The organism is gamma proteobacterium symbiont of Lampromicra miyakona, from assembly GCF_059730895.1.
Genome location: NZ_AP035934.1, coordinates 1 through 21,885 on the forward strand (window position 1 = coordinate 1; position 21,885 = coordinate 21,885).

The 21,885-nt window shown below is 55.5% G+C and carries 11 protein-coding genes and 5 pseudogenes; 14 read left to right on the top strand and 2 right to left on the bottom strand.

Annotated features, from left to right (window positions below):
• Nucleotides 1-18 precede the first annotated feature (18 nt).
• The 5 genes and pseudogenes from AC6I8P_RS22830 to AC6I8P_RS22850 all read left to right on the top strand — a co-directional run.
• The gene (locus AC6I8P_RS22830; protein ID WP_059012898.1) at nucleotides 19-1,227 is read left to right on the top strand and encodes an AAA family ATPase; all 1,209 of its coding nucleotides are present in this window, start codon (nucleotides 19-21) and stop codon (nucleotides 1,225-1,227) included.
• Complete coding sequence (locus tag AC6I8P_RS22835) at nucleotides 1,224-2,198, top strand: ParB family protein (protein WP_498013368.1); 975 nt, start codon at nucleotides 1,224-1,226, stop codon at nucleotides 2,196-2,198. The genes AC6I8P_RS22830 and AC6I8P_RS22835 overlap by 4 nt, the downstream gene beginning before the upstream one ends.
• 1,243 nt (nucleotides 2,199-3,441) lie before the next feature.
• The gene (locus AC6I8P_RS22840; RefSeq protein ID WP_059013055.1) at nucleotides 3,442-4,470 is read left to right on the top strand and encodes a RepB family plasmid replication initiator protein; all 1,029 of its coding nucleotides are present in this window, start codon (nucleotides 3,442-3,444) and stop codon (nucleotides 4,468-4,470) included.
• A gap of 569 nt (nucleotides 4,471-5,039) precedes the next feature.
• Nucleotides 5,040-6,184: pseudogene (locus AC6I8P_RS22845) on the top strand (IS3 family transposase).
• Between the two features lie 29 nt (nucleotides 6,185-6,213).
• Nucleotides 6,214-7,122, top strand: a pseudogene (locus AC6I8P_RS22850) (IS3 family transposase); the annotation flags it as partial.
• A 273-nt stretch (nucleotides 7,123-7,395) separates the two neighbouring features.
• Here AC6I8P_RS22850 and AC6I8P_RS22855 read toward each other — a convergent pair.
• Together AC6I8P_RS22855 and AC6I8P_RS22860 are read right to left on the bottom strand one after the other, a co-directional pair.
• A pseudogene (locus AC6I8P_RS22855) lies at nucleotides 7,396-7,485 on the bottom strand (GNAT family N-acetyltransferase); the annotation flags it as partial.
• A gap of 48 nt (nucleotides 7,486-7,533) precedes the next feature.
• Nucleotides 7,534-9,133, bottom strand: a pseudogene (locus AC6I8P_RS22860) (ISL3 family transposase).
• Nucleotides 9,134-9,336: 203 nt separating this feature from the next.
• Here AC6I8P_RS22860 and AC6I8P_RS22865 point away from each other — a divergent pair.
• The 9 genes and pseudogenes from AC6I8P_RS22865 to AC6I8P_RS22905 all read left to right on the top strand — a co-directional run bounded on the left by AC6I8P_RS22865 (nucleotide 9,337) and on the right by AC6I8P_RS22905 (nucleotide 21,861).
• Nucleotides 9,337-10,560: a nitrate regulatory protein gene (locus AC6I8P_RS22865; RefSeq protein WP_021508714.1), complete on the top strand. Its 1,224-nt coding sequence runs from the start codon at nucleotides 9,337-9,339 to the stop codon at nucleotides 10,558-10,560.
• Nucleotides 10,561-10,822: 262 nt separating this feature from the next.
• Nucleotides 10,823-12,085, top strand: a complete 1,263-nt coding sequence (locus AC6I8P_RS22870; RefSeq protein WP_166710686.1) for a CmpA/NrtA family ABC transporter substrate-binding protein — start codon at nucleotides 10,823-10,825, stop codon at nucleotides 12,083-12,085.
• Nucleotides 12,085-12,957 (top strand): nitrate ABC transporter permease, encoded by an 873-nt coding sequence (ntrB, locus tag AC6I8P_RS22875; RefSeq protein WP_021508712.1) that lies wholly within the window; start codon nucleotides 12,085-12,087, stop codon nucleotides 12,955-12,957. Before AC6I8P_RS22870 ends, ntrB begins: the two co-directional genes overlap by 1 nt.
• Before the next feature lie 10 nt (nucleotides 12,958-12,967).
• Nucleotides 12,968-13,756, top strand: a complete 789-nt coding sequence (locus AC6I8P_RS22880; RefSeq protein WP_021508711.1) for an ABC transporter ATP-binding protein — start codon at nucleotides 12,968-12,970, stop codon at nucleotides 13,754-13,756.
• Nucleotides 13,757-13,766: 10 nt separating this feature from the next.
• A complete protein-coding gene (nirB, locus tag AC6I8P_RS22885; RefSeq protein ID WP_498031373.1) occupies nucleotides 13,767-17,840 on the top strand; it encodes a nitrite reductase large subunit NirB in 4,074 nt (1,357 codons plus the stop codon).
• A complete protein-coding gene (locus tag AC6I8P_RS22890) occupies nucleotides 17,837-20,458 on the top strand; it encodes a nitrate reductase (protein WP_498031374.1) in 2,622 nt (873 codons plus the stop codon). The genes nirB and AC6I8P_RS22890 overlap by 4 nt, the downstream gene beginning before the upstream one ends.
• Nucleotides 20,455-21,408, top strand: a complete 954-nt coding sequence (gene cobA, locus AC6I8P_RS22895; protein ID WP_498013354.1) for a uroporphyrinogen-III C-methyltransferase — start codon at nucleotides 20,455-20,457, stop codon at nucleotides 21,406-21,408. Before AC6I8P_RS22890 ends, cobA begins: the two co-directional genes overlap by 4 nt.
• A pseudogene (locus tag AC6I8P_RS22900) lies at nucleotides 21,353-21,619 on the top strand (transposase); the annotation flags it as partial. The gene cobA and the pseudogene AC6I8P_RS22900, both read left to right, overlap by 56 nt.
• A complete protein-coding gene (locus AC6I8P_RS22905; protein ID WP_153010209.1) occupies nucleotides 21,616-21,861 on the top strand; it encodes a hypothetical protein in 246 nt (81 codons plus the stop codon). The pseudogene AC6I8P_RS22900 and the gene AC6I8P_RS22905, both read left to right, overlap by 4 nt.
• Nucleotides 21,862-21,885 lie beyond the last annotated feature (24 nt).

The following is a 21,885-nucleotide window of genomic DNA, read 5'->3' on the forward strand; positions in this document are numbered from 1 at the left end:
TTGTCAGCGGAGCGGATGATGAAAAGTAACTACGGTGGAGTAGATGAAACTGCGCGCAGAGCGAATGCTATGTTGCGCAGCATGAGTGATGACATTATCGATAAGCGGCAGGAATTCGGTCTCGATAAGTTCTATCAGACGTTCACGCGTAATGCCGTGGCCAACCTGCCTAAACTCAGCCGCCGCTCTGTTGAGCAGGCCATTGAAGAAATGGAATCCAAAGGGCATGTATTTGGTAAAAAGGATGCCGGCAATGCGAAACATTACGCGCTGACTGTTCAGGACGTTGTTGATATCTACGCTCACCGGAAAGTGCCTAAATACCGTGACATCCATAAGGGCGAAGGCCCGTTTGTGATATTCGTTGTGAACCTCAAGGGTGGGGTGTCCAAAACGGTCAGTACGGTGACGCTTGCTCATGGATTACGCGTTCACCCTGACTTACTGCAGTATGATTTGCGCAATCTGGTTATCGATCTGGATCCTCAGGCATCCAGCACCATGTTCCTTAACCAGGCTAACAGCATCGGGTCGATTGTCGAAACCGCCGCTCAGGCCATGCTGAATGATCTTGATGCGCAACAGCTCAGAGAACAAATCATCAAGCCAACCATCATTCCGGGTGTGGATATTATCCCGGCTTCCATTGATGATGGATTTGTGGCCAGCCAGTGGGATAGACTGGTTCAGGAACATCTGCCCGGCGTGTTGCCTTCTGAAGTTCTGCGCCGAAACATTATCGACAGGGTGGGAAGCGACTATGATTTCATCTTTGTCGACACCGGTCCTCACCTTGACGCATTCATGCTTAATGCCATTGCTGCAAGCGATCTGCTTCTCACGCCAACGCCGCCCGCGCAAGTGGATTTCCACTCGACCCTGAAGTATCTCACCCGCTTACCCGATATGCTGGAACAGCTGGAAGAGGAGGGGATTACACCGCGTATAAAAGGAAATATCGGCTTCATGTCTAAGATGACGTCGAAACGCGATCATGAGATGACGCATGGTCTCGCCCGGGACGTTTTTACGTCTTACATATTGGACGCCACGCTTCCCCGACTGGATGGGTTTGAGCGCTGCGGAGAAACGTTCGACACCATTGTCAGTGCCGATCCACAGTCTTATCCGGGCAGTTCAGAAGCGCTCAAAAATGCCAAACGTGAAGCCGAACGCTTTACTCAGGCCGTGTTTAAACGGATTGAGTTTGTTAGAGGGATGCAATAATGAAAGAACTGAAGAAAATGGGACGTACCCTGGGTAACTCCAGCTTCAGCAAAATGCTGAGCGAAACGGAAAGTGCCCGCACTTTTACTCTTAAATCCGGTGCCACCGCGCGGTTTACGCTAACCAAGATTCTGCATGACGACATCGAGACGCAGACTTACGTGGATGCCTCGATTAACGGCCGCGATCAGGCCTTTTTAACTAAAGAATCCGTCAGCGACATTTCACGCACCATTAAACTGCAGCAATTCTTTCCGGCTATTGGCCGTGAGGTAGACGGGCGTATTGAAGTCCTTGACGGTTCACGCCGCAGGGCCGCATGTCTTTACAGCGGTATGCCATTTGAAGTGTTAGTGACGAAAGACGAGCTTTCACTTTCAGACGCCCGCCAGCTGGCCATCGACATTCAGACGGCAAAAGAGCACACATTGCGTGAACTGGGTAATCGCCTGAAGCTGATGTACCCGGAGCATATGAATCAGTCTGATATCGCTGCAGCGGAAGGGTTGTCTCCGGCAAAAGTCACGCGTGCTTTTCAGGCGGCATCGGTACCAGATGAAATGATTGCGGTCTTTTCCTCCGTCGGCGAGCTTTCTATTAACGACTATAAGACCTTACTCGATATTGCTGAGAAGGCGGCGAGCAGGCAAATCAGTGTCAAGGAACTGGCAGAGGGCGTTCGTGAACGTATCGCGCAAGATACGCTCACTGAAAACGATGATCCGGCTGTTAAGGCAAAGATTATTGGTTACTTTCGTGCAGCCAGTGCTGAACCTAAGTCAGCGCGTGATGCGAAAAAAGTAGTGACCGAAAAAATAGCGGAATTTAGCGATAAAAAGCAGTTTGCGCGGAAAAAAACGGACGCCGGGAAGCGCCTTGTGACTTATGAGTTTTCGCGTCTTCCTGCGGCCTGGCAGGCTGAGCTGGATGATGCTGTGAAAGCCGTTATTGAAAAGATGCTCGCAAAATAATTTTCAATCCAGCTTGAAGAGAAGGGGAGTGACTCCAATGAGTATCCCCTCTTTTTATATTAAATTCCCCATTAAAAACCCTCTCTAACCTGCTGTTATAACAGACCAATATGGGAAAATTTCAAGCTGAAACTTCCATCACTGAATATCATGTTTCTGCGCGGTCTGGCGTTCACAGCTGAGTTAACTACCTCAATCGGTTTGGCCCCTGAATCCTCAATGTTAAGCTTATAGAGAATCATCGATCAAACATGCAGAAGTGATAAGTAGACTCACAATGACCACTTTGATGGTGTCACACCAATCAAGACGCCATATGGTCTGTTAGCTGGAACCGCTGTTGTTTGTCCAAGGCTTGACCAATAGGAGAAGGCATATTTGTAGCGTCTCAGCGTACAATGTGGTGACCGTTCTGATAACGTTGCTTTCTATATCTTATTGGTCTGTGCAAAAAAGCATACAAAAAAGCCTATTAAAATAAAAATTATTTAATAACAAATATTTGAATGATAATTACGAGAATTTTGACATACCATTTGGCAGTCCTAAACAACTAGGATTTTTATATCCGAGCATAATTTTGGCTCTTCTTTCTGTGACATTACTGCTGAGTATTGCTTAAGAGGGAATGTCTGACCAACTGGTAGTGAGCACGAAACATTTCTCAGACGATTTCAGAGAGATCTCATAACTTTTCTTCTCATAGAGTGACGTTGATACCCCATAGCACCTCAAGATTTTCATCGGTACATAAATGCAGGCTGGTTAAGAGCGGTCTACAGCGACGGTTTATCTGCAGCAGAGATCGGCTGTAAATGACCCGTTGATGATGGCGCGGGTATATCTGTTAAGCATGGAGGCCTGATAGTTATCCACTTATCCACGCGATAGATCCCAATAAATTGATCCTAATGAGATCCTTTATAGATCCCAAAGAGATCCCCGATCGCTGCAGCCCGCACCAGCTATGGCCTGAAGAGGGGTCCGCATAAGCTATAGCAAGTAAAATATAAGCTATACAGAGATCATAATAAGCTATAGAAAGTAAAATATAAGCTGTAATTAGGAAAACACATAAGCTATAGTGAGTTTATAGCTAATTTTCCCGTTTTTATTGTGGATAACTAATCTGATTGCCTATCAGAGGGTTACTTCGATCACTGGCGAGTTGTTATCTAACAATTCATAATCCGGATCGGTTGATCATGCTCAACGATCCTCTGAAACGTGTGCAGGAACGCTTGTGGCCAGCGACAATCTTGACTTAACAAAGCTTTTTGAAGAAAAAGATACGAAATCCGGGGAAATCGTAACCCTGACGCCGAATGCCAATAATACTGTGCAGCCGGTGGCTCTGATGCGCCTGGGCGTATTTGTTCCTACGCTTAAGTCGTTAAAAAACAGCAAGAAAAACACCTCTTCAACAACTGATGCGACCGAGGAGTTGACGCGTCTGTCTCTTGCAAAAGCGGAAGGTTATGAAAAGGTTGAGATAGTCGGCCCACGCCTGGATATGGATAACGATTTCAAGACCTGGGTCGGGATCATCCATTCCTTTGCAAAGCACAAAGATAAGGTCATTGGCGACAAGGTACAGCTCTCATTTGTAGAGTTTGCCAAGCTCTGCGGCATCCCCTCAAGCCGCTCCTCAAAGCAGCTCAGAGAGCGTATCAGCCCGTCTCTGAAGCGTATTGCGAGCACCACAATCTCTTTCTCTTCAAAAAGCGGCGACGACGCAAAAGAATACATCACGCATCTGGTCCAGTCTGCTTTTTACGATACCAAAAAAGACATTGTTATTCTGCAGGCTGACCCGAAGCTTTTCGAGCTTTATGAGTTTGATCACAAGGTGTTACTGCAGCTCAAGGCGATCAATGCGCTTAAACGCCGTGAGTCCGCTCAGGCGCTCTATACCTACATTGAAAGCCTTCCCAAAAACCCGGCCCCTATCTCCTTGGCGCGCCTTCGCGAAAGGCTGAATTTGCGCTCTCCTGTGTTTTCGCAAAACCAGACAGTGCGCCGTGCGATGGAGCAGCTTAAAGAGATTGGTTATCTGGACTATAGCGAAGTTTATAAGGGACGCAGCGTCTACTTCCAGGTCCATAATCGCTATCCAAAGCTCAGAGCGCCCAAGACGGGGCAGCTGGAAGCACCGAAGGCAACAACTAACACAAAAGAGCCACTCGATCCGCAACTGCAGGAAAAGATTGAACTTCTTGATAAGCTCGGTATTTCACTTCAGGATCTGGAAAAGATTTTTAAGTCTCAGTAACACATGCGCTGTGATGAGCTGTTCTCTTCTCCGGAGAGCAAAGAATCACTGAGGCTGTAAGTACAGCCTTTTATTAACTGGCCGAATTTTATTAATTTTAAGAAAAAATCTACTCACTACAGCTTAGGTTTATGGCGTAAAAGACGCGTTTTACTCCTTATAGCTTATATCTATGCGCTGAGGAGTCGGGTTTGCTCACTATAGTTTATATAACCACTTTCTCTGAAGGTTATTACTCACTACAGTTTATAAAAAACGCATATTACCGTTTTTTTCACTCACTACAGCTTATGCAGTGATAACGGGCAGCTTATTACTCACTACAGCTTATGACTGACAAGTCAGAGTCTTTTTTACTTTATTCTATCTTTTTGATTTTAAATGAATTAAATGCCATGCTGGCTTCACTGCTATAAAATAGCAGAACTCACATCACTCCCTATAGCTTATATCAACTGACTATAGCTTATGCTTAAACCTGAACTGCCACTCCTTATAGTTTGTATAAACTGGAGTGACCCCGAGCCCATAGACAAATCTGCCCTATATTTTGAGCATAGGAGGAGTCTATGGGCACACCACGATTTACCCCTGAGTTTAAAGAAGAAGCAGTCCGCCAGATCACCGAGCGGGGCTATTCCGTCGCCGACGTTTCTGAACGCTTGGGCGTCTCGCAACACAGTCTTTATAAATGGATCCGCTCAATAAAACCTGATGCCAGCGGGCACCAGGCGCAGGATCTGCTGGATGCCCGGACGGAGATCCTCCGGTTGAAAGCGCAGCTCAAGCGAACTGAGGAGGAGCGGGATATCCTGAAAAAGGCGGCGCGGTACTTCGCAAGGGAGCCCGACTAAAGTAGCGCTTCATCAACGATCACCGCCAGGTCTGGTCGATCACACTGATGTGTCGGGTTCTGAAGGTTGCCCGTTCCGGTTTTTACGTCTGGCTCCACTGCCCGGTATCAGCTGGAGAGCAGGATAATCAGCGGCTGCTGGCGCTTATCCGCGACTCTTATACCCTGAGTGGCGGCGTTTATGGATACCGGCGGGTCCACAGTGACCTGCGAGAAATCAGAGAGGTATGCAGTAAAAACAGGGTAGCGAAAATTATGCGGCAGAACGGAATCAGGGCCGTACATGGCTATAAAATCCCGCGAGGAGAACGGGGACGTCCGTCAGTCATTGCGCCTAACCGGGTACAGCGGGAGTTCACAGTCGTTAAACCGAACCAGGTCTGGGTAACGGATATTACCTACATACGGACCTGGCAGGGCTGGCTGTATCTGGCCGTGGTCATAGACCTGTTTGCCCGCAATGTGGTGGGCTGGTCAATGAAACCCTCACTGTCGCGCGAACTGGCGATGGATGCTCTCCTGATGGCCGTCTGGCGACGAAGGCCTGAGGAAACCGTTATCGTACACAGCGACTAGGGAAGCCAGTATGGTAGCGATGACTGGCGACGGTTCTGCCAGGCTAATAACCTGTTACCCAGCATGAGCCGGCGCGGCAACTGCTGGGATAATGCAGTGGCAGAATCCTTCTTCAGTTCGCTAAAAAAAGAGCGCATCAGAAAGCGGATCTCTAAAACCCGGGACGTGGCCCGGGCTGATATCTTTGATTATATCGAAGTGTTCTACAACCGGACCCGACGCCACAGCCAACTGGGAGGCGTCAGTCCAGAGGCCTTCGAAAAGGCCTCGTCGTCAGGACAGTGAATGTCTACGGTAACGGGGTCACTCCACATATTAAAAAAAGCCGCGGCGTACTTCGCAAAGCTGTCCGACTGAGGTACGCCTTTATCCGCGACAACCGCCGTTGCTGGCCTGTTCGTTTGCTCTGTCGGGTTCTGGACGTCCATCCGAGTGGATTTTATGTCTGGCTTCAGCAGCCACATTCACAGCGTCACCAGACAGACCAGATGCTGACCGGGCAGATCAAACAGTTCTGGCCTGAGTCTGGCTGCGTCTATGGTTATCGCAAGATCCATCTGGACCTGCGGGATAGCGGGCAGCAGTGCGGAGTGAACCGGGTCTGGCGGCTGATGAAGCGTGCCGGTATAAAAGCTCAGGTTGGGTACCGTAGCCCACGGGCACGTAAAGGCGAAGCCAGCATCGTGGTACCGAACAGGCTCCAGCGGCAGTTCAATCCGGACTCACCAGATGAGCGTTGGGTGACGGACATAACCTACATCCGAACTCACGAATGCTGGCTGTATCTGGCCGTGGTGGTTGACCTGTTCTCCCGGAAAGTTGTCGGCTGGTCAATGCAACCCCGCATGACAAAAGAGATTATCCTGAACGCATTACTTATGGCGGTGTGGAGGCGTAATCCTCAAAAGCAGGTACTGGTTCACTCTGATCAGGGCGGTCAGTACACGAGCCATGAGTGGCAGTCGTTCCTGAAATCACACGGTCTGAAAGGCAGCATGAGTCGTCGCGGTAACAGCCATGACAACGCGGTTGCGGAAAGCTTTTTCCAGTTACTGAAACGCGAACGGATTAAGAAAAGGATCTACGGAACGAGAGACGAAGCCAGAAGCGATATTTTTGATTATATCGAAACGTTTTATAACAGTAAGCGTCGGCATGGTTCGAGCGAGCAGATGCCACCGGCTGAATATGAAAACCTATATTATCAACGGCTCAGAAGTGTCTGGATTATCCGTGGCGATTCACTTCCTCCACTATCGGATAACCGCGAACGTCCGCTCCTCGCTGTGAGTTCAACCAATGGATGCAACATACTTATTAAACCGCTCTGCGGGTGATTCATAGTCTGGCGTTTACGCAGGATACGCTTAAACGCCAGCGGTGCAGTTTAAGTATTTTGCATAGAAAAACATCTGATGGGGTGCGCTGGAAACCAAAACGGTTTTTTGAAGCAAACCGGAGGTCAGCAGAAAAAAGGTCGTGTCGGGGTCGCTAAATCAGAGTGCCATCATCATTTCATGCCAGGCCATTCCACCGTGGTCTGATTTTGACGGTTTGATGTACTGGTAACCTAAATGGGCATACATGTTAGCAGCAATGGTATAGTGGGTCTTCCGCAACTCGGGTGGAACTTTTCAGGCCAGAGGACTCATCATCCGTCGCCTCAGTAACTCGAACCCGGCACGCCCGTACATCTGCCGCTTCAGCATTTTCAGGCGATTTACGTGTCCTTCGACTACACCGTTACTCCATTTGCTGGTTATGGCTTCACATATTGCTGCTGCATCAGCTTCCATCCCGGCTGCAACACGCCGAAGCTCAACAGGTCCGCTTTCGCTGACATGAGTGAACCATCTGCTTAGCTGTGGCTTGTTTTTGGTTTTCAGGATCCGGTAGAAGTCCAGTGCAAGTTCTTGTGCGATTTTCAGCTGCGGTTCTTTTTCACACATCAGCCTGACGAAGCGGGAAGCATAATTTTCTTCGCCCCTGATTATTCGCCAGGGCATCAACCAACGGCTCACACGCGAAGCTGGCGGAAGGCGGGCTGGCGTAGTAACCATGACAGCCCCACCATTTCGCCATCTGGCAACCTCATCCCTGACGGTTGTTTCGCTACCCTCGAAGCCATTTGCCACCATTTCCTTCCATATCTGGCTGGCATTATGATCGCCGCGTTCGCGCCGTTCCTCCAGCCACTTACGCCAGGGATCCAGAAGGCCGGGTTTCTTCGGGCGGCCTGACATTTCAGGGAATGTACCGGACTGGAGCCAGCGCCTTATCGTTACGCGTGACAGCCCGGTGGTGCGGGATATTTCACGGATCCCACATCCATTCTTATGCAGGGTAATTACCTCCAACCAGCGTTGATGACGTTTATTACGGGTCTGTTGTTTGAGCCGCTCCGGGCGGCGGATATTTGCCGTTGGTATCTCTGGTTCAGATGATTTATTTGGCGACAAGACGTATCAGCGGCATATGTCTGTACATCATCCGTTCAAGTGCATCGCCAATATTTTTCAGCAGGTGCCAGCGATCTGCCACCTGCCTGCACTGAGGCGCACCTTCATGTGCTGCAGTAGCATAGATACCGCCACGATCGGGGGAAACAACCTGTATTTCAGGATATTTTCTGGACCAGGCTGCCAGCGTACGCTGTTCGCGGCCGGGAAGCAGGACCTGGGGCCGGTGAGTCTCAAGATTGACGATTAACGTGCCGTAACGATGGCCCCGATGCCATGCCCATTCGTCGATTCCTACACTTGGGGTAGCAGGTTGCTTTGACTCAGGAGTGCTTATTACCCCGCGAAGAAGGGTATCCGCGCTGGTCCGCAGGCCTGCCGCCGTTGCAGCCAGCCGTCCCGCTTCTCCACCGGAGATCAATCCCAGTTGATACTGTAATGTTTGCAGTGACCGCGAAGCCTGCTGCCGTGAACCAGCAAAAGGAGTCAGGGATTCGGCAAAGATTTTACGTGAACAGGATGGGTTACGACAGTACCAGTGGCGAACGGCAAATATCAGCCAGATAGCCTGCCCGGAGCATGGCAGATGCTGTATCCGGCGGCGTCGACAGCTGTGTACATAACTGCTGCGCTTCATGCATTCAGGGCAGCGCGAGGTTTTACACGTTGCCTGCAAATGGATTGTCACTCCATCAGGGCCAGAAGTTTGTCAGATTGATTGCCACCCGCAGGGCAGCTGCAAAAGCGTCTTGAGTGAAGGCATAGCGTCATCCATGACTTAAAACAGCTTAGATCTTTGTTATCTAAAAATTTTCATTGTTTTTCTTCCGCCCAGGTTGCGGAAGAGCCACTTTTGCATCGTTGGTGACAGGAAAGACAGGAGGATTGATCACAAATGGTCTTGATGAGAAAATATATGATACAAAACGGCACGGCTTTTGCTTGACTCACTTTTTCGCATCAAAGGGTGGGGGAGCAATGGATGACGCACTGAGTTGGTTACAGGCCTCAAGGCAAAGCGATATTGCCAGCCTGCAACGCCTTCGCCAGACCGGCAAACTCATTACCACCGTCAGCGAGCTGGTGCATCAGCTTCAGCGCGAGCGGGGGGCGAGCAATCTGTGGATATGTTCAGAAGGCAGGCTTTACGGCGAGCAGCGGCTCGCCAGTGAGCAGGATGTGACGCGCTGCCAACGGGATTTTTGCCAGGCCTTACCCAGGGTTGAAGCCCAGCCGGGATACAGCCGCTTCTGTAACCTGATCGCCGCCGCGCTGCAGGCCCTGGCCGGATTACCGGCGTTGCGCCAGCAGATTACGCAACAGCAGATCGCGCACGCGCAGGCCGTTGCGGCGTTCAGTACCATTATCCGTAGCTTACTGAACCTGGTCTTTGAGGCCGCCGACACCGCCAGCCATCCTGACATTACCCGCGCGCTCATTGCGCTGTTCAGCTTCATGCAGGGCAAAGAGCTGACGGGACAGGAACGCGCCCTGGGAGCGGCCGGCTTTGCTGCCGGACAATTCAGCGCGGAGCAGCGCAGCGCCATGGTGGCCTTAATTGAAGCACAGGAACAAAGCTTTTCGACCTTCCAGCAGTTTGCCGATGAGGCGGTTTTACACCACTGGCAGCCGCTGGCGCAGGCCAGTCGTGAAATTGAACGACTGCGACGCATTGCCTGTACCGACGGGCGGCGGGACGACAGTGGCGCGCTGCACTGGTTTTCGCTGCTGTCACAGCGCATCGACCAAATGAAATTGCTGGAGGATCGGCTGTCAGCCACGCTGATGTTGCGCTGCCGCGAGGCGATCGCACTGGCACAGCATCAGGCAGCTGAACCTCTGCATGTGGCGCAGTCGGGCTGCGATTTTACTTTATATGTCTCCGGGGTGGACTGGCTGCCCACCGAGTCCGGTGCGCTGAACAGCGACGGGCTGGCACCCCAGCTGGGTCGTTCACTGCTGTCGTTGATCACGGAGCAGTCTCAGCGTTTACAGCATCAGGCCAATGAGCTGGCCACCCTGCGCGCCACGCTGGAAGAGCGCAAACTGCTCGACCAGGCCAAAACCTGGCTGATGCAGCAGCATGGGCTGAGTGAAGAGCACGCCTGGCAACGGCTGCGTAAAAGCGCGATGGATCAGAATAAACGGCTACCGGAAATCGCCCAGGCGATCGTCACGGTGGCAGCCACAATGAAGAGATAACTCTAAAGCGTTAGCTGCACAATGCTTGTGCGTGGTCTGCGTCACAAACGTGCAAAATCGGTTAAAAAACCAGCCCGGCGAAAGCCCTGATCGCCACGCGCAGGACCGTTTCAAAGCTGGCATGCAGTTTGCTTTACCCTATTAAGTGTATGCATTTGCTTTGCCAACGGCGGTAAAGCGAGTGCTTTTGGATAAAGGCGTCCATCTCCCTGTGAAAGCAGTGGAGAGGACGCCTTTTTTTATTTCCTGAGGGTGGCAAAAAATGAGCAAATCGCCAGTTTCACTGTCTCGACGTCAACTGCTGTTATCCAGCGCCGCCGCTGGCGGGCTGTGGCTGTTGCCGGGATTGCGCAACGCCGTATGGGCGGCGGGTTCCGATGCGCCAGAAAAAGCCACCGTGCGGGTGGGATTTATTCCACTGACCGACTGTGCGCCGGTCGTCATGGCCTCGGTGAAAGGCTTCGACAAAAAATATGGTCTGACGCTACAGCCCAGTAAAGAAGCCAGTTGGGCAGCCGTCCGCGACAAACTGATCTCCGGTGAGCTCGATGCGGCACACGTCCTGTACAGCATGATCTATGGCCTGCAACTGGGCGTTGCCGGCCCTCAGCATGCGATGGCGAACCTGATGACGCTCAATAACAATGGCCAGGCAATCTCCCTGTCGAACCAGCTTAAAGCGCAAAAGGTCACCGATGCCGCCAGCCTGAAAAAGACCATCGACAGCAAGGCCAAAGGCAGTCTCACCTTTGCGCATACCTTTCCGACCAGTACCCACGCGATGTGGCTCTACTACTGGCTGGCGAATGCCGGTATCAATCCATTTGATGACGTGCGCACTGTCGTCGTGCCGCCGCCGCAGATGGTGATGAATATGAAGATTGGCAATATGAGCGGCTTCTGCGTGGGCGAGCCATGGAATCAGCGCGCCATCAGTGATGATATTGGTTTTACCGTCGCTACCAGTCAGCAGATTTGGCCCGATCACCCCGAAAAAATTCTTGGCACCCGCGCCGCGTGGGTGAAAGAGAACCCCAATACGGCGCGCGCGCTGACGGCGGCTGTCCTGGAGGCGGCACGCTGGATCGATGCCTCCGATGATAACCGCCGCGAAACGGCGCAGGTGCTGGCCGGACGCGCCTGGATCAACACCAAACCTGAGATTCTGCAGGGTCGCATGCTCGGCCAGTACGAAAACGGGCTGGGACAGAAATGGCAGGACCCGCATGCGATGCGCTTCTTCCATGACGGCAGCGTCAGTTTCCCGTATCTGTCCGATGGCATGTGGTTCCTCACCCAGCTTAAGCGCTGGGGAATGCTGACCGAGGATCCGGACTATCTGGGCGTCGCAAAGCAGATCAACCGAATTGATATCTACAAACAGGCAGCGAGCGCCGTCGGCAACATCACGTTGCCCGGCAGTGAGATGCGCAGCAGCACCCTGATCGACGGCAAGGTGTGGGATGGCACGAATCCTGCCGTTTACGCCGCCAGCTTTGCCATTAACCACAAAGAGAGGTCGTGATGAAAAGCCAGACTCGCTCCCTGACGCAGCCTGAGACGCTGCCCACCCGGGCCACGGTGGTGCCCCTTCAGGTCACGCCAAAAAAGATGCGCTCGCCTGCGCGCCTGCGTCCGTTTTTGCAGCGTGCCATTCCCGCGCTGTGCGGTGTGATGCTTCTGCTTCTGATCTGGCAGATCGCGGCCCTTTCCAGCAAAGGCTTTCCCGGCCCGTACGCCACCTGGGAAGCGGCGAAAATCCTGTTCGCCGATCCGTTCTATAACAACGGCCCTAACGATCAGGGCATCGGCTGGAATGTGCTGGCCTCGCTGCAGCGCGTCGCTATCGGCTTTGGCCTGGCCGCGCTGGTGGGGATTCCCGCAGGCTTTCTGCTGGGGCGTTTTGCCTTTGTGGCACGCATGTTCAATCCGGTTATCGCGCTACTGCGTCCGGTCAGCCCGCTGGCCTGGCTGCCTATCGGCCTGCTGCTGTTCCAGCGCGCCGAACCGGCCTCCAGCTGGACCATTTTTATCTGTTCTATCTGGCCGATGATTATTAATACCGCCGAAGGTGTACAGCGCATTCCACAGGATTACCTCAATGTGGCGCGCGTGCTGCAACTGTCGGAATGGACCATCCTGCGCCGCATCCTGTTTCCCGCCGTTCTGCCTGCGGTGCTGACCGGGGTCCGCCTGTCGATTGGTATCGCCTGGCTGGTGATCGTGGCTGCCGAAATGCTGACGGGAGGCCTGGGGATCGGCTTCTGGATCTGGAACGAGTGGAACAACCTCAATGTTGAAAACATCCTGATTGCCATTTTGCTGATTGGCGTCGTCGGCCTGCTACTGGAGCAGGGACTGATGCTGCTGGCGCGTCGCTTTAGCTGGGATAAATAAGGGGAACACTATGCAACCTATCATTCGTGTACAGCAGGTCAGCCAGCGTTTTACCACTTCCGGCGGCGATTTTCTGGCGCTCGATAATGTCAGCTTTGATATTCATCAGGGGGAAACCCTGAGCCTGATCGGCCACTCCGGCTGTGGTAAATCCACGCTGCTCAACCTGATCGCCGGTTTAACCCGACCTACCAGCGGCGTCCTGTTATGCGATAACCGCGAAGTCACCGGCCCCGGCCCTGAGCGCGCCGTTGTGTTTCAAAACCACTCGCTGTTGCCCTGGCTGACGGCGTATCAGAACGTTGAGCTGGCGGTAGAGCAGGTGTTTAAAGGCAAGATGAACAAGGCGGAAATGCGTGACTGGATCGAGCACAACCTGAACCAGGTGCAAATGAGTCATGCCATGCATAAACGCCCCGGCGAGATCTCCGGCGGCATGAAGCAGCGTGTCGGTATCGCCCGCGCGCTGGCAATGAAACCTCGCGTGCTGCTGCTCGACGAACCCTTCGGTGCGCTGGATGCCTTAACGCGCGCGCATCTGCAGGACAGCGTCATGCGCATCCAGCAGGCGCTGAACACCACCATCGTCCTGATTACCCATGATGTGGATGAAGCCGTGTTGCTGTCCGATCGGGTACTGATGATGACCAACGGTCCGGCGGCGCAGGTGGGCGATATTCTGACGATCGACCTGGTCCGGCCGCGTTCACGCGTGGCGCTGGCGGATGACGTGCGTTATCACCAGCTGCGCCAGAAAGTGCTGCATTTTCTCTACGAAAAACAGACTTCGGCGGCATAAGGACGACACCATGAGACAACGGCTGCTGGTTGCGGGTAACGGGATGGCGGGCATGCACATGGTAGAAACTCTGTTGCAGCTGGCGCCGATGCGTTACGACATCACTGTGATTGGCCGTGAGCCGCACGGCAACTATAACCGTGTGCTGTTGTCGCCGCTGCTGGCCGGAGAAACCACCGTTGAGCAAACGCTGATCCACGACCCTGACTGGTATCACCGTCACGGCATAACATTGCGGGTGGGAGAGACGGTGGAACAGGTGAATATTGCTGAGCGGACCTTACGCACCGACCAGCGCCTGCTGCACTGGGACCGCCTGGTACTGGCAACCGGATCGCAGCCCTGCAGGCCGTCTGTTCCAGGCAGCGACCTGCCGCATGTCAGCACGTTTCGCACGCTGCAGGATGTGAACACTTTGCTGGCCGGGCACGGTCCGGTAGTGGTGGTCGGTGGGGGCTATCTGGGTATTGAAGCCGCCGCCGGACTTCAGGCGCAGGGACGTCAGGTCACGCTGATTCATCGTCAGTCACGTTTGCTGGACAGACAGCTGGATATCAGGGCAGGGGAATTACTGCTGGCTCAGCTCCGGGCGCGCGGCATTCGCTGTGAACTGAATGCCAGCCTTGCGGCGATCCGCACGGATAGCGTGATCCTCCACGATGGCCGTGTGCTGGCCGCGCAGCAGGTGGTGATGGCCATTGGTGTCCAGCCGGCGATCGCCCTGGCGCAGGCCGCCGGTATTCCCTGTCAGCGCGGCATTCTGGTGGATCGCCAGTTGCGCACTGCGCACGCCGGAATTTATGCCGTAGGCGAATGTTGTGAAATCAGCGGCGAGACCTTCGGTCTGGTCGCGCCCTGTCTGGCCCAGGCAAAGATTCTGGCGGCGCAACTGGCCGATCGGCCTCAGGGAGATTTCTACAGTGCGGCCACGGGCACCCGTCTCAAAGTCAGCGGCATTTCCCTGTTTAGCGCTGGTGACGTTCGCGAAGCCCCGTCTGTCACCAGTTTTGACCCGATCGCCGGGCACTATCGCCGCCTGTTCCTCAAAGACGGCCGACTGAACGGCGTGCTGCTGTATGGCGACTGCCAGCAAAGTGGCGCGCTGCTGAACCAACTCCATAATGCCGGACCGGTTTCTGTGAATACGCTGTTCGGCCTTGATGAACCTGAAACGCAGCCGCTGGCTGCAGGAAACCCTGTGATGAGCCAAACGAAACCTGTATTAGCCGTGGTGGGTCACGGCATGGTCAGCCACCATTTTCTGGAGCAGCTGGTCGCCCGTAACCTGCATCAGCATTATCACATTGTGGTCTACGGCGAAGAGCGCTATCAGGCTTACGATCGGGTTCACCTTTCTGAGTATTTCACCGGTAAAACGGCAACAGAGTTGTCGCTGGTGAGCGAGGATTTTTTTGCCCGGAACGCAATTGAACTGCGCAGCGGTTGCCGGGTAGAGGCGATCGATCGCCAGCAGCGCAGCCTGCGTGACAGCGCGGGACGTGAGCTGGCCTGGGATAAGCTGGTGTTGGCCACCGGCTCCCGCGCCTTTGTACCACCGGTACCCGGCCATGACGCCGGGCGCTGCTTTGTCTACCGCACGCTGGACGATCTGGATGCCATCGCAGCTTGTGCCCGCCAGAGTCAGCGCGGCGTGGTGATCGGCGGCGGGCTGCTGGGGCTGGAAGCCGCCAATGCGCTGAAGCAGCTGGGGCTGGAGACGCACGTGGTTGAGTTTGCGCCGCGCCTGATGGCCGTGCAGCTGGACGACGGCGGGGCGCTGATGCTGCGGCAAAAGATCGACTCGCTGGGCGTGACGGTGCATACCTCGAAGCAGACCGAAGAGATTGCCACCCAGCCTGACGGCAGTCTGGTGCTGCACTTTGCCGATGGCGGCGAGCTGGCCACCGATCTGGTGCTGTTCTCTGCCGGTATCCGCCCGCGTGATGAGCTGGCCCGGAGCGCCGACATCAGCGTGGGGCCGCGCGGCGGCATTACCATCAATGATCATTGCCAGACCAGTGACAGCGACATTTATGCTATCGGCGAATGCGCGTTGTGGAACGGGCAGATTTTTGGCCTGGTAGCGCCTGGCTACCAGATGGCGCGTGTGCTGGCCGGGCATCTGGCGGCCGAACCGGCGCAGTTCACCGGTGCCGACATGAGCACTAAACTGAAGCTGCTGGGCGTAGAAGTCGCCTCCTTTGGCGATGCGCACGGCAAAACGCCGGGCAGCCTGAGCTACCACTGGGCCAACGGGCCAAAAGGCATTTACAAGAAGATCGTGGTTAGCGCCGACAATGCACGACTGCTGGGCGGCGTGCTGGTGGGAGACAGCAGCGACTATGCCACGCTCCTGCAAATGATGTTAAACGCCATGCCGCTGCCGATGGCAGCGGAAGCGCTGATTTTGCCTGCGTTGAATGGCGCGCCGGCCAAAGGGTTGGGCGTCGCTGCGCTGCCGGACAGTGCCCAGGTGTGTTCCTGCCATAACGTCAGTAAAGGCGATATCTGCCATGCGGTGCAGAGTGGCTGTGGCGATATGGCCAGTATAAAAAGCTGCACTAAAGCCGCAACAGGCTGTGGCGGCTGCGCCGCGCTGGTAAAACAGGTGATGGAGCTTCAGCTGGAAAACCTGGGCGTCGCTGTTAAAAAAGACATCTGTGAGCACTTCGCCTATTCCCGTCAGGAGCTGTATCACCTGATCCGTATTAATGGCATCAAAACCTTTGACGATCTGCTGGCCAGCCACGGACGGGGTTGTGGTTGCGAGGTATGCAAACCGCTGGTGGGGTCGCTACTGGCCTCGTGCTGGAACGATTACCTGCTGAAACCGGCACATTTACCGTTACAGGACACGAATGACCGTTACTTTGCCAATATCCAGAAAGATGGCACCTATTCGGTCGTACCGCGCGTGCCGGGGGGCGAGATCACGCCACAGGGCCTGATTGCCATCGGCGAAGTGGCCGTGCGTTACGATCTCTATACCAAAATTACCGGCGGCCAGCGTATCGATCTGTTTGGTGCGCGGCTGGACCAGCTGCCTGCTATCTGGGAAACCCTGCTGGAAGCCGGTTTTGAAACCGGTCATGCCTACGGAAAATCCCTGCGTACGGTGAAATCCTGCGTCGGCTCGACCTGGTGCCGTTATGGCGTGCAGGATTCTACCGCCTTCGCCATCGCGCTGGAGAACCGGTATAAGGGCCTGCGCGCACCGCATAAGATCAAGATGGCGGTGTCCGGCTGCACCCGCGAATGTGCGGAAGCACAAAGTAAAGATATCGGGGTCATCGCCACGGAAAACGGCTGGAACCTGTACGTCTGCGGCAATGGCGGCATGAAGCCGCGCCATGCGGAACTGTTTGCCAGCGATCTGGACGATGACACGCTAATCCAGTACGTCGACCGGATTCTGATGTTCTACGTGCGCACGGCGGATCGCCTGCAGCGTACCAGCGTCTGGATGGATAACATGGAGGGCGGGCTGGACTACCTGCGTGAGGTGGTGATTCATGACAGCCTGGGGATCGCCGCCACGCTGGAACAGGAAATGCAACAGGTGGTGGACACCTGGCAATGCGAATGGCAGACCACGCTGGCCGATCCCTCGCGACGTGCGCTGTTTACCGCCACAGTGAACAGCGATCAGCCGGATGAAACGCTGCACTATGCACGCGTGCGCGGACAGCGCCAGCCACACAAGGCCAGTGGTATTCCCCTGATGCATCTGCCCGCCGAACCCTGGAGCGAAATCTGCCCACTGGAGGCCATTCCGCCAGAGGCCGGCATCGGAGCCCGTCTTGGCAGCGTCCGTATTGCCTTATTCCGCATGGGTGATGACTGTTATGCGCTGGAGGATCGTGAGCCGGGCAGCGAAGCCAGCGTACTGTCACGCGGTATCCTTGGTGATGTTGCGGGGGAGCCGGTGGTGATCTCGCCGCTTTACAAACAGCGTGTACGCCTGCGTGACGGACAGAGCCTTGATAATCCCCAGCATCAGCTGCGTTGCTGGCCGGTTAAACTGGAGGACGGCCAGGTCTGGGTCGCAAACCGTCCGCTTAACCTGATGGCGCAGGCATCATGAAAACTACCTGCGCTTATTGCGGGGTGGGCTGCGGCGTCGAGGTCACGCAGCCGCAGAGCGCGTCGCCTCAGGTCAGTGGCGATACCCGTCATCCGGCGAATGCCGGGCGGCTATGCGTAAAGGGCGCGGCACTGGGCGAAACCCTGACACAGGCCGGACGGTTGCTGCATCCTCAGCTTCATCACCAGCGGGTCAGCATGGAGACGGCACTGGATGCCGCGGCTGATGGTTTGCGCAGGATTATCGATGCGCATGGCCCGGAGGCGGTGGCTTTCTACGGTTCCGGCCAGTTGCTCACGGAAGATTACTATGTGGCGAACAAGCTGATGAAAGGCTTTCTCGGCGTCGCCAACATCGATACCAATTCACGCCTGTGTATGGCCTCCGCGGTGACAGGCTATAAACGGGCATTTGGGGCGGATGCCGTACCGTGCTGTTACGAGGATCTGGATGAGGCCGAGGTAGTCATTCTTGTCGGCTCGAACGCCGCCTGGGCCCATCCGGTGCTGTTTCAGCGCCTGAAACAGGCAAAAGTGCAGCGCCCTGAGATGCAGGTTGTGGTTATCGATCCGCGCCGCACGGCCAGTTGTGAATTCGCCGATCTGCATTTACCGCTCCGGCCGGGCAGCGATCCGGCCCTGTTCTCGGGCCTGCTGCACTGGCTGGAACAGCATGACGGCATTGACGTCACGATGCTGCCGCATCTGGACGGTGTAGACACAACCTTACGGGCCGCGCGGCAGTGGGATGGTGCGGCGGTGGCAGCCCATTGTGATATCAGCCATGAAGTGATCGCCGCGTTCTACGGGTTGTTTACCCGGCATGAGCGCGTACTGACCTTATGGTGCATGGGCATTAACCAGTCACAAAGCGGCAGTGACAACAACAATGCTATTCTCAATGCGCACCTGCTGAGCGGCAAGATTGGCCGACCCGGCTGCGGCCCGTTTTCGCTGACCGGACAGCCGAATGCGATGGGCGGGCGGGAAGTAGGGGGGCTGGCCAACCAACTGGCGGCGCATATGAGTTTCACCGCAGAAGATTGCGACCGTTTACAGCGTTTCTGGCGCAGTCCGCGTATGGCGCGTGAGCCCGGCCTGACGGCGGTTGATCTGTTTGACGCCATTGACCGTGGAGCAATCAAAGCTGTGTGGATTATGGGTACCAATCCGGCGGTTTCGATGCCAGAAGGCAATCGCATTGCCCGGGCGCTGGCTGCCTGTCCGCTGGTAATTGTGTCAGACGTGCTGGCGCAAACGGATACCACCGCCTTTGCGCATATTTTGCTACCCGCGCAGGGCTGGGGGGAAAAGAACGGCACCGTGACCAATTCTGAACGCCGGATTTCCCGTCAGCGCGCGTTTATGCCTCCGGCCGGAGAAGCTAAACCGGACTGGTGGTTACTCGCGCAGGTCGCCCAGCGTCTGGGCTTTCATGAAGGCTTTACCTGGACGCATCCGGCAGCCATCTTCCGCGAGCATGCGGCGTTGTCGGGGTTTGAGAACAACGGCCAGCGCGCCTTTGATATCAGCGGTCTGGCCGGTATGAGCGACGCACAGTGGGATGCGATGAAGCCGGTACAGTGGCCAATCAACGCTCGTTATCCCGAGGGCTGCGCCCGGCTGTTTAGCGACCGGCACTTTTACCATCCTGATGGTAAAGCCCGCCTGTTGCCACCGGCCACGCCGCAGCCAGTGGTGTGCGAAACGGCTTACCCGTTATTAATGAACAGCGGACGGATCCGCGATCAGTGGCACACCATGACGCGTACCGGCCTGGTTCCCCGGCTCATGCAGCATTGTGATGAGCCATTTGCAGCCCTGCATCCGCAGGACGCACAACGCTATGGCCTGTGCGCGGGCGCACTGGCACGGGTGCAGTCCGAGGCGGGCTGGGTGACGGTGCGTGTGACGCTGGACAGCGGTCTGCGGCGCGGTGAGATCTTTGTCCCTATGCACTGGAACCGACAGTTCAGCCTGCAGGGCACGGTTGGCGGACTGGTGGCTTCAACCCGCTGTCCAGTCTCGGCACAGCCTGCATTTAAACAAACCGCCGTGCGTATCCACCCGCTCAACGCCAGCTGGCAGGGCTGGCTCTGGCAGCGCGACGCAAGCCCGCCTGATGCGCTGCGCTACTGGGCGCGAACACCCTATGAGGGCGTGCAACGCTTTAGCGTGGCCGGAGACGGTTCGCCAGAACAGTGGCTCATGGCAACGATCCCGCTGGCCGGGCTGCAACTGCAAACCGCTCATGCGGCGGAACCGCATTACCGCCTGCTGGCCTGGCGTAACGGTGAGCTGCACCTGGCCTTTTATGCAGGCGCGTCTTTACCCGAGATCAATCATGACTGGGTTGCGCAGGCTTTTCGCCAGGCACCTGTGAATGCGGCGGACCGGCATGCTCTGCTGGCGGGACAATCGGCACAACGTGCCGTGGCTGGCCGGACGATCTGTAGCTGCTTTGGCGTTGGGGAAAACACCATCTTACAGGCGATTAAACAGGGCTGTCACAGCACTCAGGCACTGGGTAACGCACTCAACTGTGGTACCAACTGCGGCTCCTGCCTGCCGGAGCTAAAACACCTTTTGCTTTCCGTTGCTGTACCGGAGGAAGAATGATGATTGCGATCAACCCTTTAGATAAACTGCTGGCGCCGGACAACGCGTCCAGCCCTGGCAAAGTCTGGCTGGTAGGGGCCGGACCGGGGGATGTGGATCTACTGACAGTCAAGGCGCTGCGCCTGCTGCAACGTGCGGATGTCGTGGTCTATGATCGCCTGGTCAGCGAAGCGGTGATGGCGGAAGTCGCCAGCAGTGCACTCTGTATCGACGTGGGTAAACAGCCGGGTCATCACGGCCTGAAGCAGGCTCAGATTAATCAACTGCTGGTGGACCTGGCTGCCAGCGGGCGCAATGTCGTGCGTTTAAAAGGCGGCGATCCCTTTATCTTTGGCCGTGGCGGTGAAGAGATGGTCAGCCTGCAGCAGGCGAATATTGTCTGCGAAGTGGTGCCCGGTATTACCGCCGCAGTGGGCTGTGCGGCTGCCAGCGGCATTCCGCTGACGCACCGTGACTGTGCCCAGTCATTGCGCTTTATCACCGGACACGGGCGCAGCGGCGAACCGCAGCTGGATGCGGCGGCGCTGACCGCGACCAATCAGACGCTGGTGTTTTACATGGGGTTAAGCTGGAGCAGCGTGATTAGCGCCCGGTTACGGGAATATGGCCGCAGCGAGGCGACGCCGGTGGCGATCATTGAAAACGGTACGCGTCAGAACCAGCGGGTGCTGATCACCACGCTGGCCGGGTTGCCTGAAACTGTTGAACAGCAAAAACCGGTGTCGCCGTCGTTACTGATTGTGGGCGATGTGGTGCGCTATTACCGTGCCGATCGAGTCGCAGCGTATGGGTGTGAGCTGGAGTTAAGTGGTATTGACCCTGCCCCGAAATCCTGCTCCATTCAGAAACAGAATTCCGGCATGATGTTCGCTCCCTCGAGCAGAGGTTGTGCCGATGAAAAAGTCACGATTCACCGAAGAGCGGATTGTCTTTGCCCTGAAGCAGGCTGAACCGGGCACGCCCGTGCCCGAAGTCTGCCGCAGGCTGGGCATCTCCGACGCCACGTTCTACGCCTGGCGCAAAAAGTACGGCGGGATTTCTCCTTCAGAACTGAAACATATGCGGCAGCTTGAAGAGGAAAACCTTCGACTGAAGAAGCTGGTTGCCGATCTGAGCCCCGACAAGACCATGCTGCAGGACGTGCTGGCAAAAAAGAGTTGACGCTGGCACGCCTGCGCGAGTGGGTCAGGGACTTGCAGACCCGCTACGGTGCCAGTGAAAGACAGGTCTGCTTTGCGCTGAAGATCAGCCGCAGTTCGTTCCGGTACCGCTCCGTTGCGGCAGACGACAGCGCGCTGCGGCTTCGCATCAGGGAGATAACCGAAACCCGCGTCCACTATGGCTACCGCAGGGTGCACGTTATGCTGAAACGGGAAGGCTGGCGCGATAATCACATGCTGTAATCTTAAAACGATCCCGATCTGTGA

What these genes read in the sequence shown, in the direction of transcription:
- AC6I8P_RS22830 (WP_059012898.1), top strand. Translation starts at nt 19, where the DNA reads ATGAAAAGTAACTACGGTGGAGTAGATGAAACTGCGCGCAGAGCGAAT.
- AC6I8P_RS22865 (WP_021508714.1), top strand. Translation starts at nt 9,337, where the DNA reads ATGGATGACGCACTGAGTTGGTTACAGGCCTCAAGGCAAAGCGATATT.
- AC6I8P_RS22870 (WP_166710686.1), top strand. Translation starts at nt 10,823, where the DNA reads ATGAGCAAATCGCCAGTTTCACTGTCTCGACGTCAACTGCTGTTATCC.
- ntrB (WP_021508712.1), top strand. Translation starts at nt 12,085, where the DNA reads ATGAAAAGCCAGACTCGCTCCCTGACGCAGCCTGAGACGCTGCCCACC.
- AC6I8P_RS22880 (WP_021508711.1), top strand. Translation starts at nt 12,968, where the DNA reads ATGCAACCTATCATTCGTGTACAGCAGGTCAGCCAGCGTTTTACCACT.
- nirB (WP_498031373.1), top strand. Translation starts at nt 13,767, where the DNA reads ATGAGACAACGGCTGCTGGTTGCGGGTAACGGGATGGCGGGCATGCAC.
- AC6I8P_RS22890 (WP_498031374.1), top strand. Translation starts at nt 17,837, where the DNA reads ATGAAAACTACCTGCGCTTATTGCGGGGTGGGCTGCGGCGTCGAGGTC.
- cobA (WP_498013354.1), top strand. Translation starts at nt 20,455, where the DNA reads ATGATGATTGCGATCAACCCTTTAGATAAACTGCTGGCGCCGGACAAC.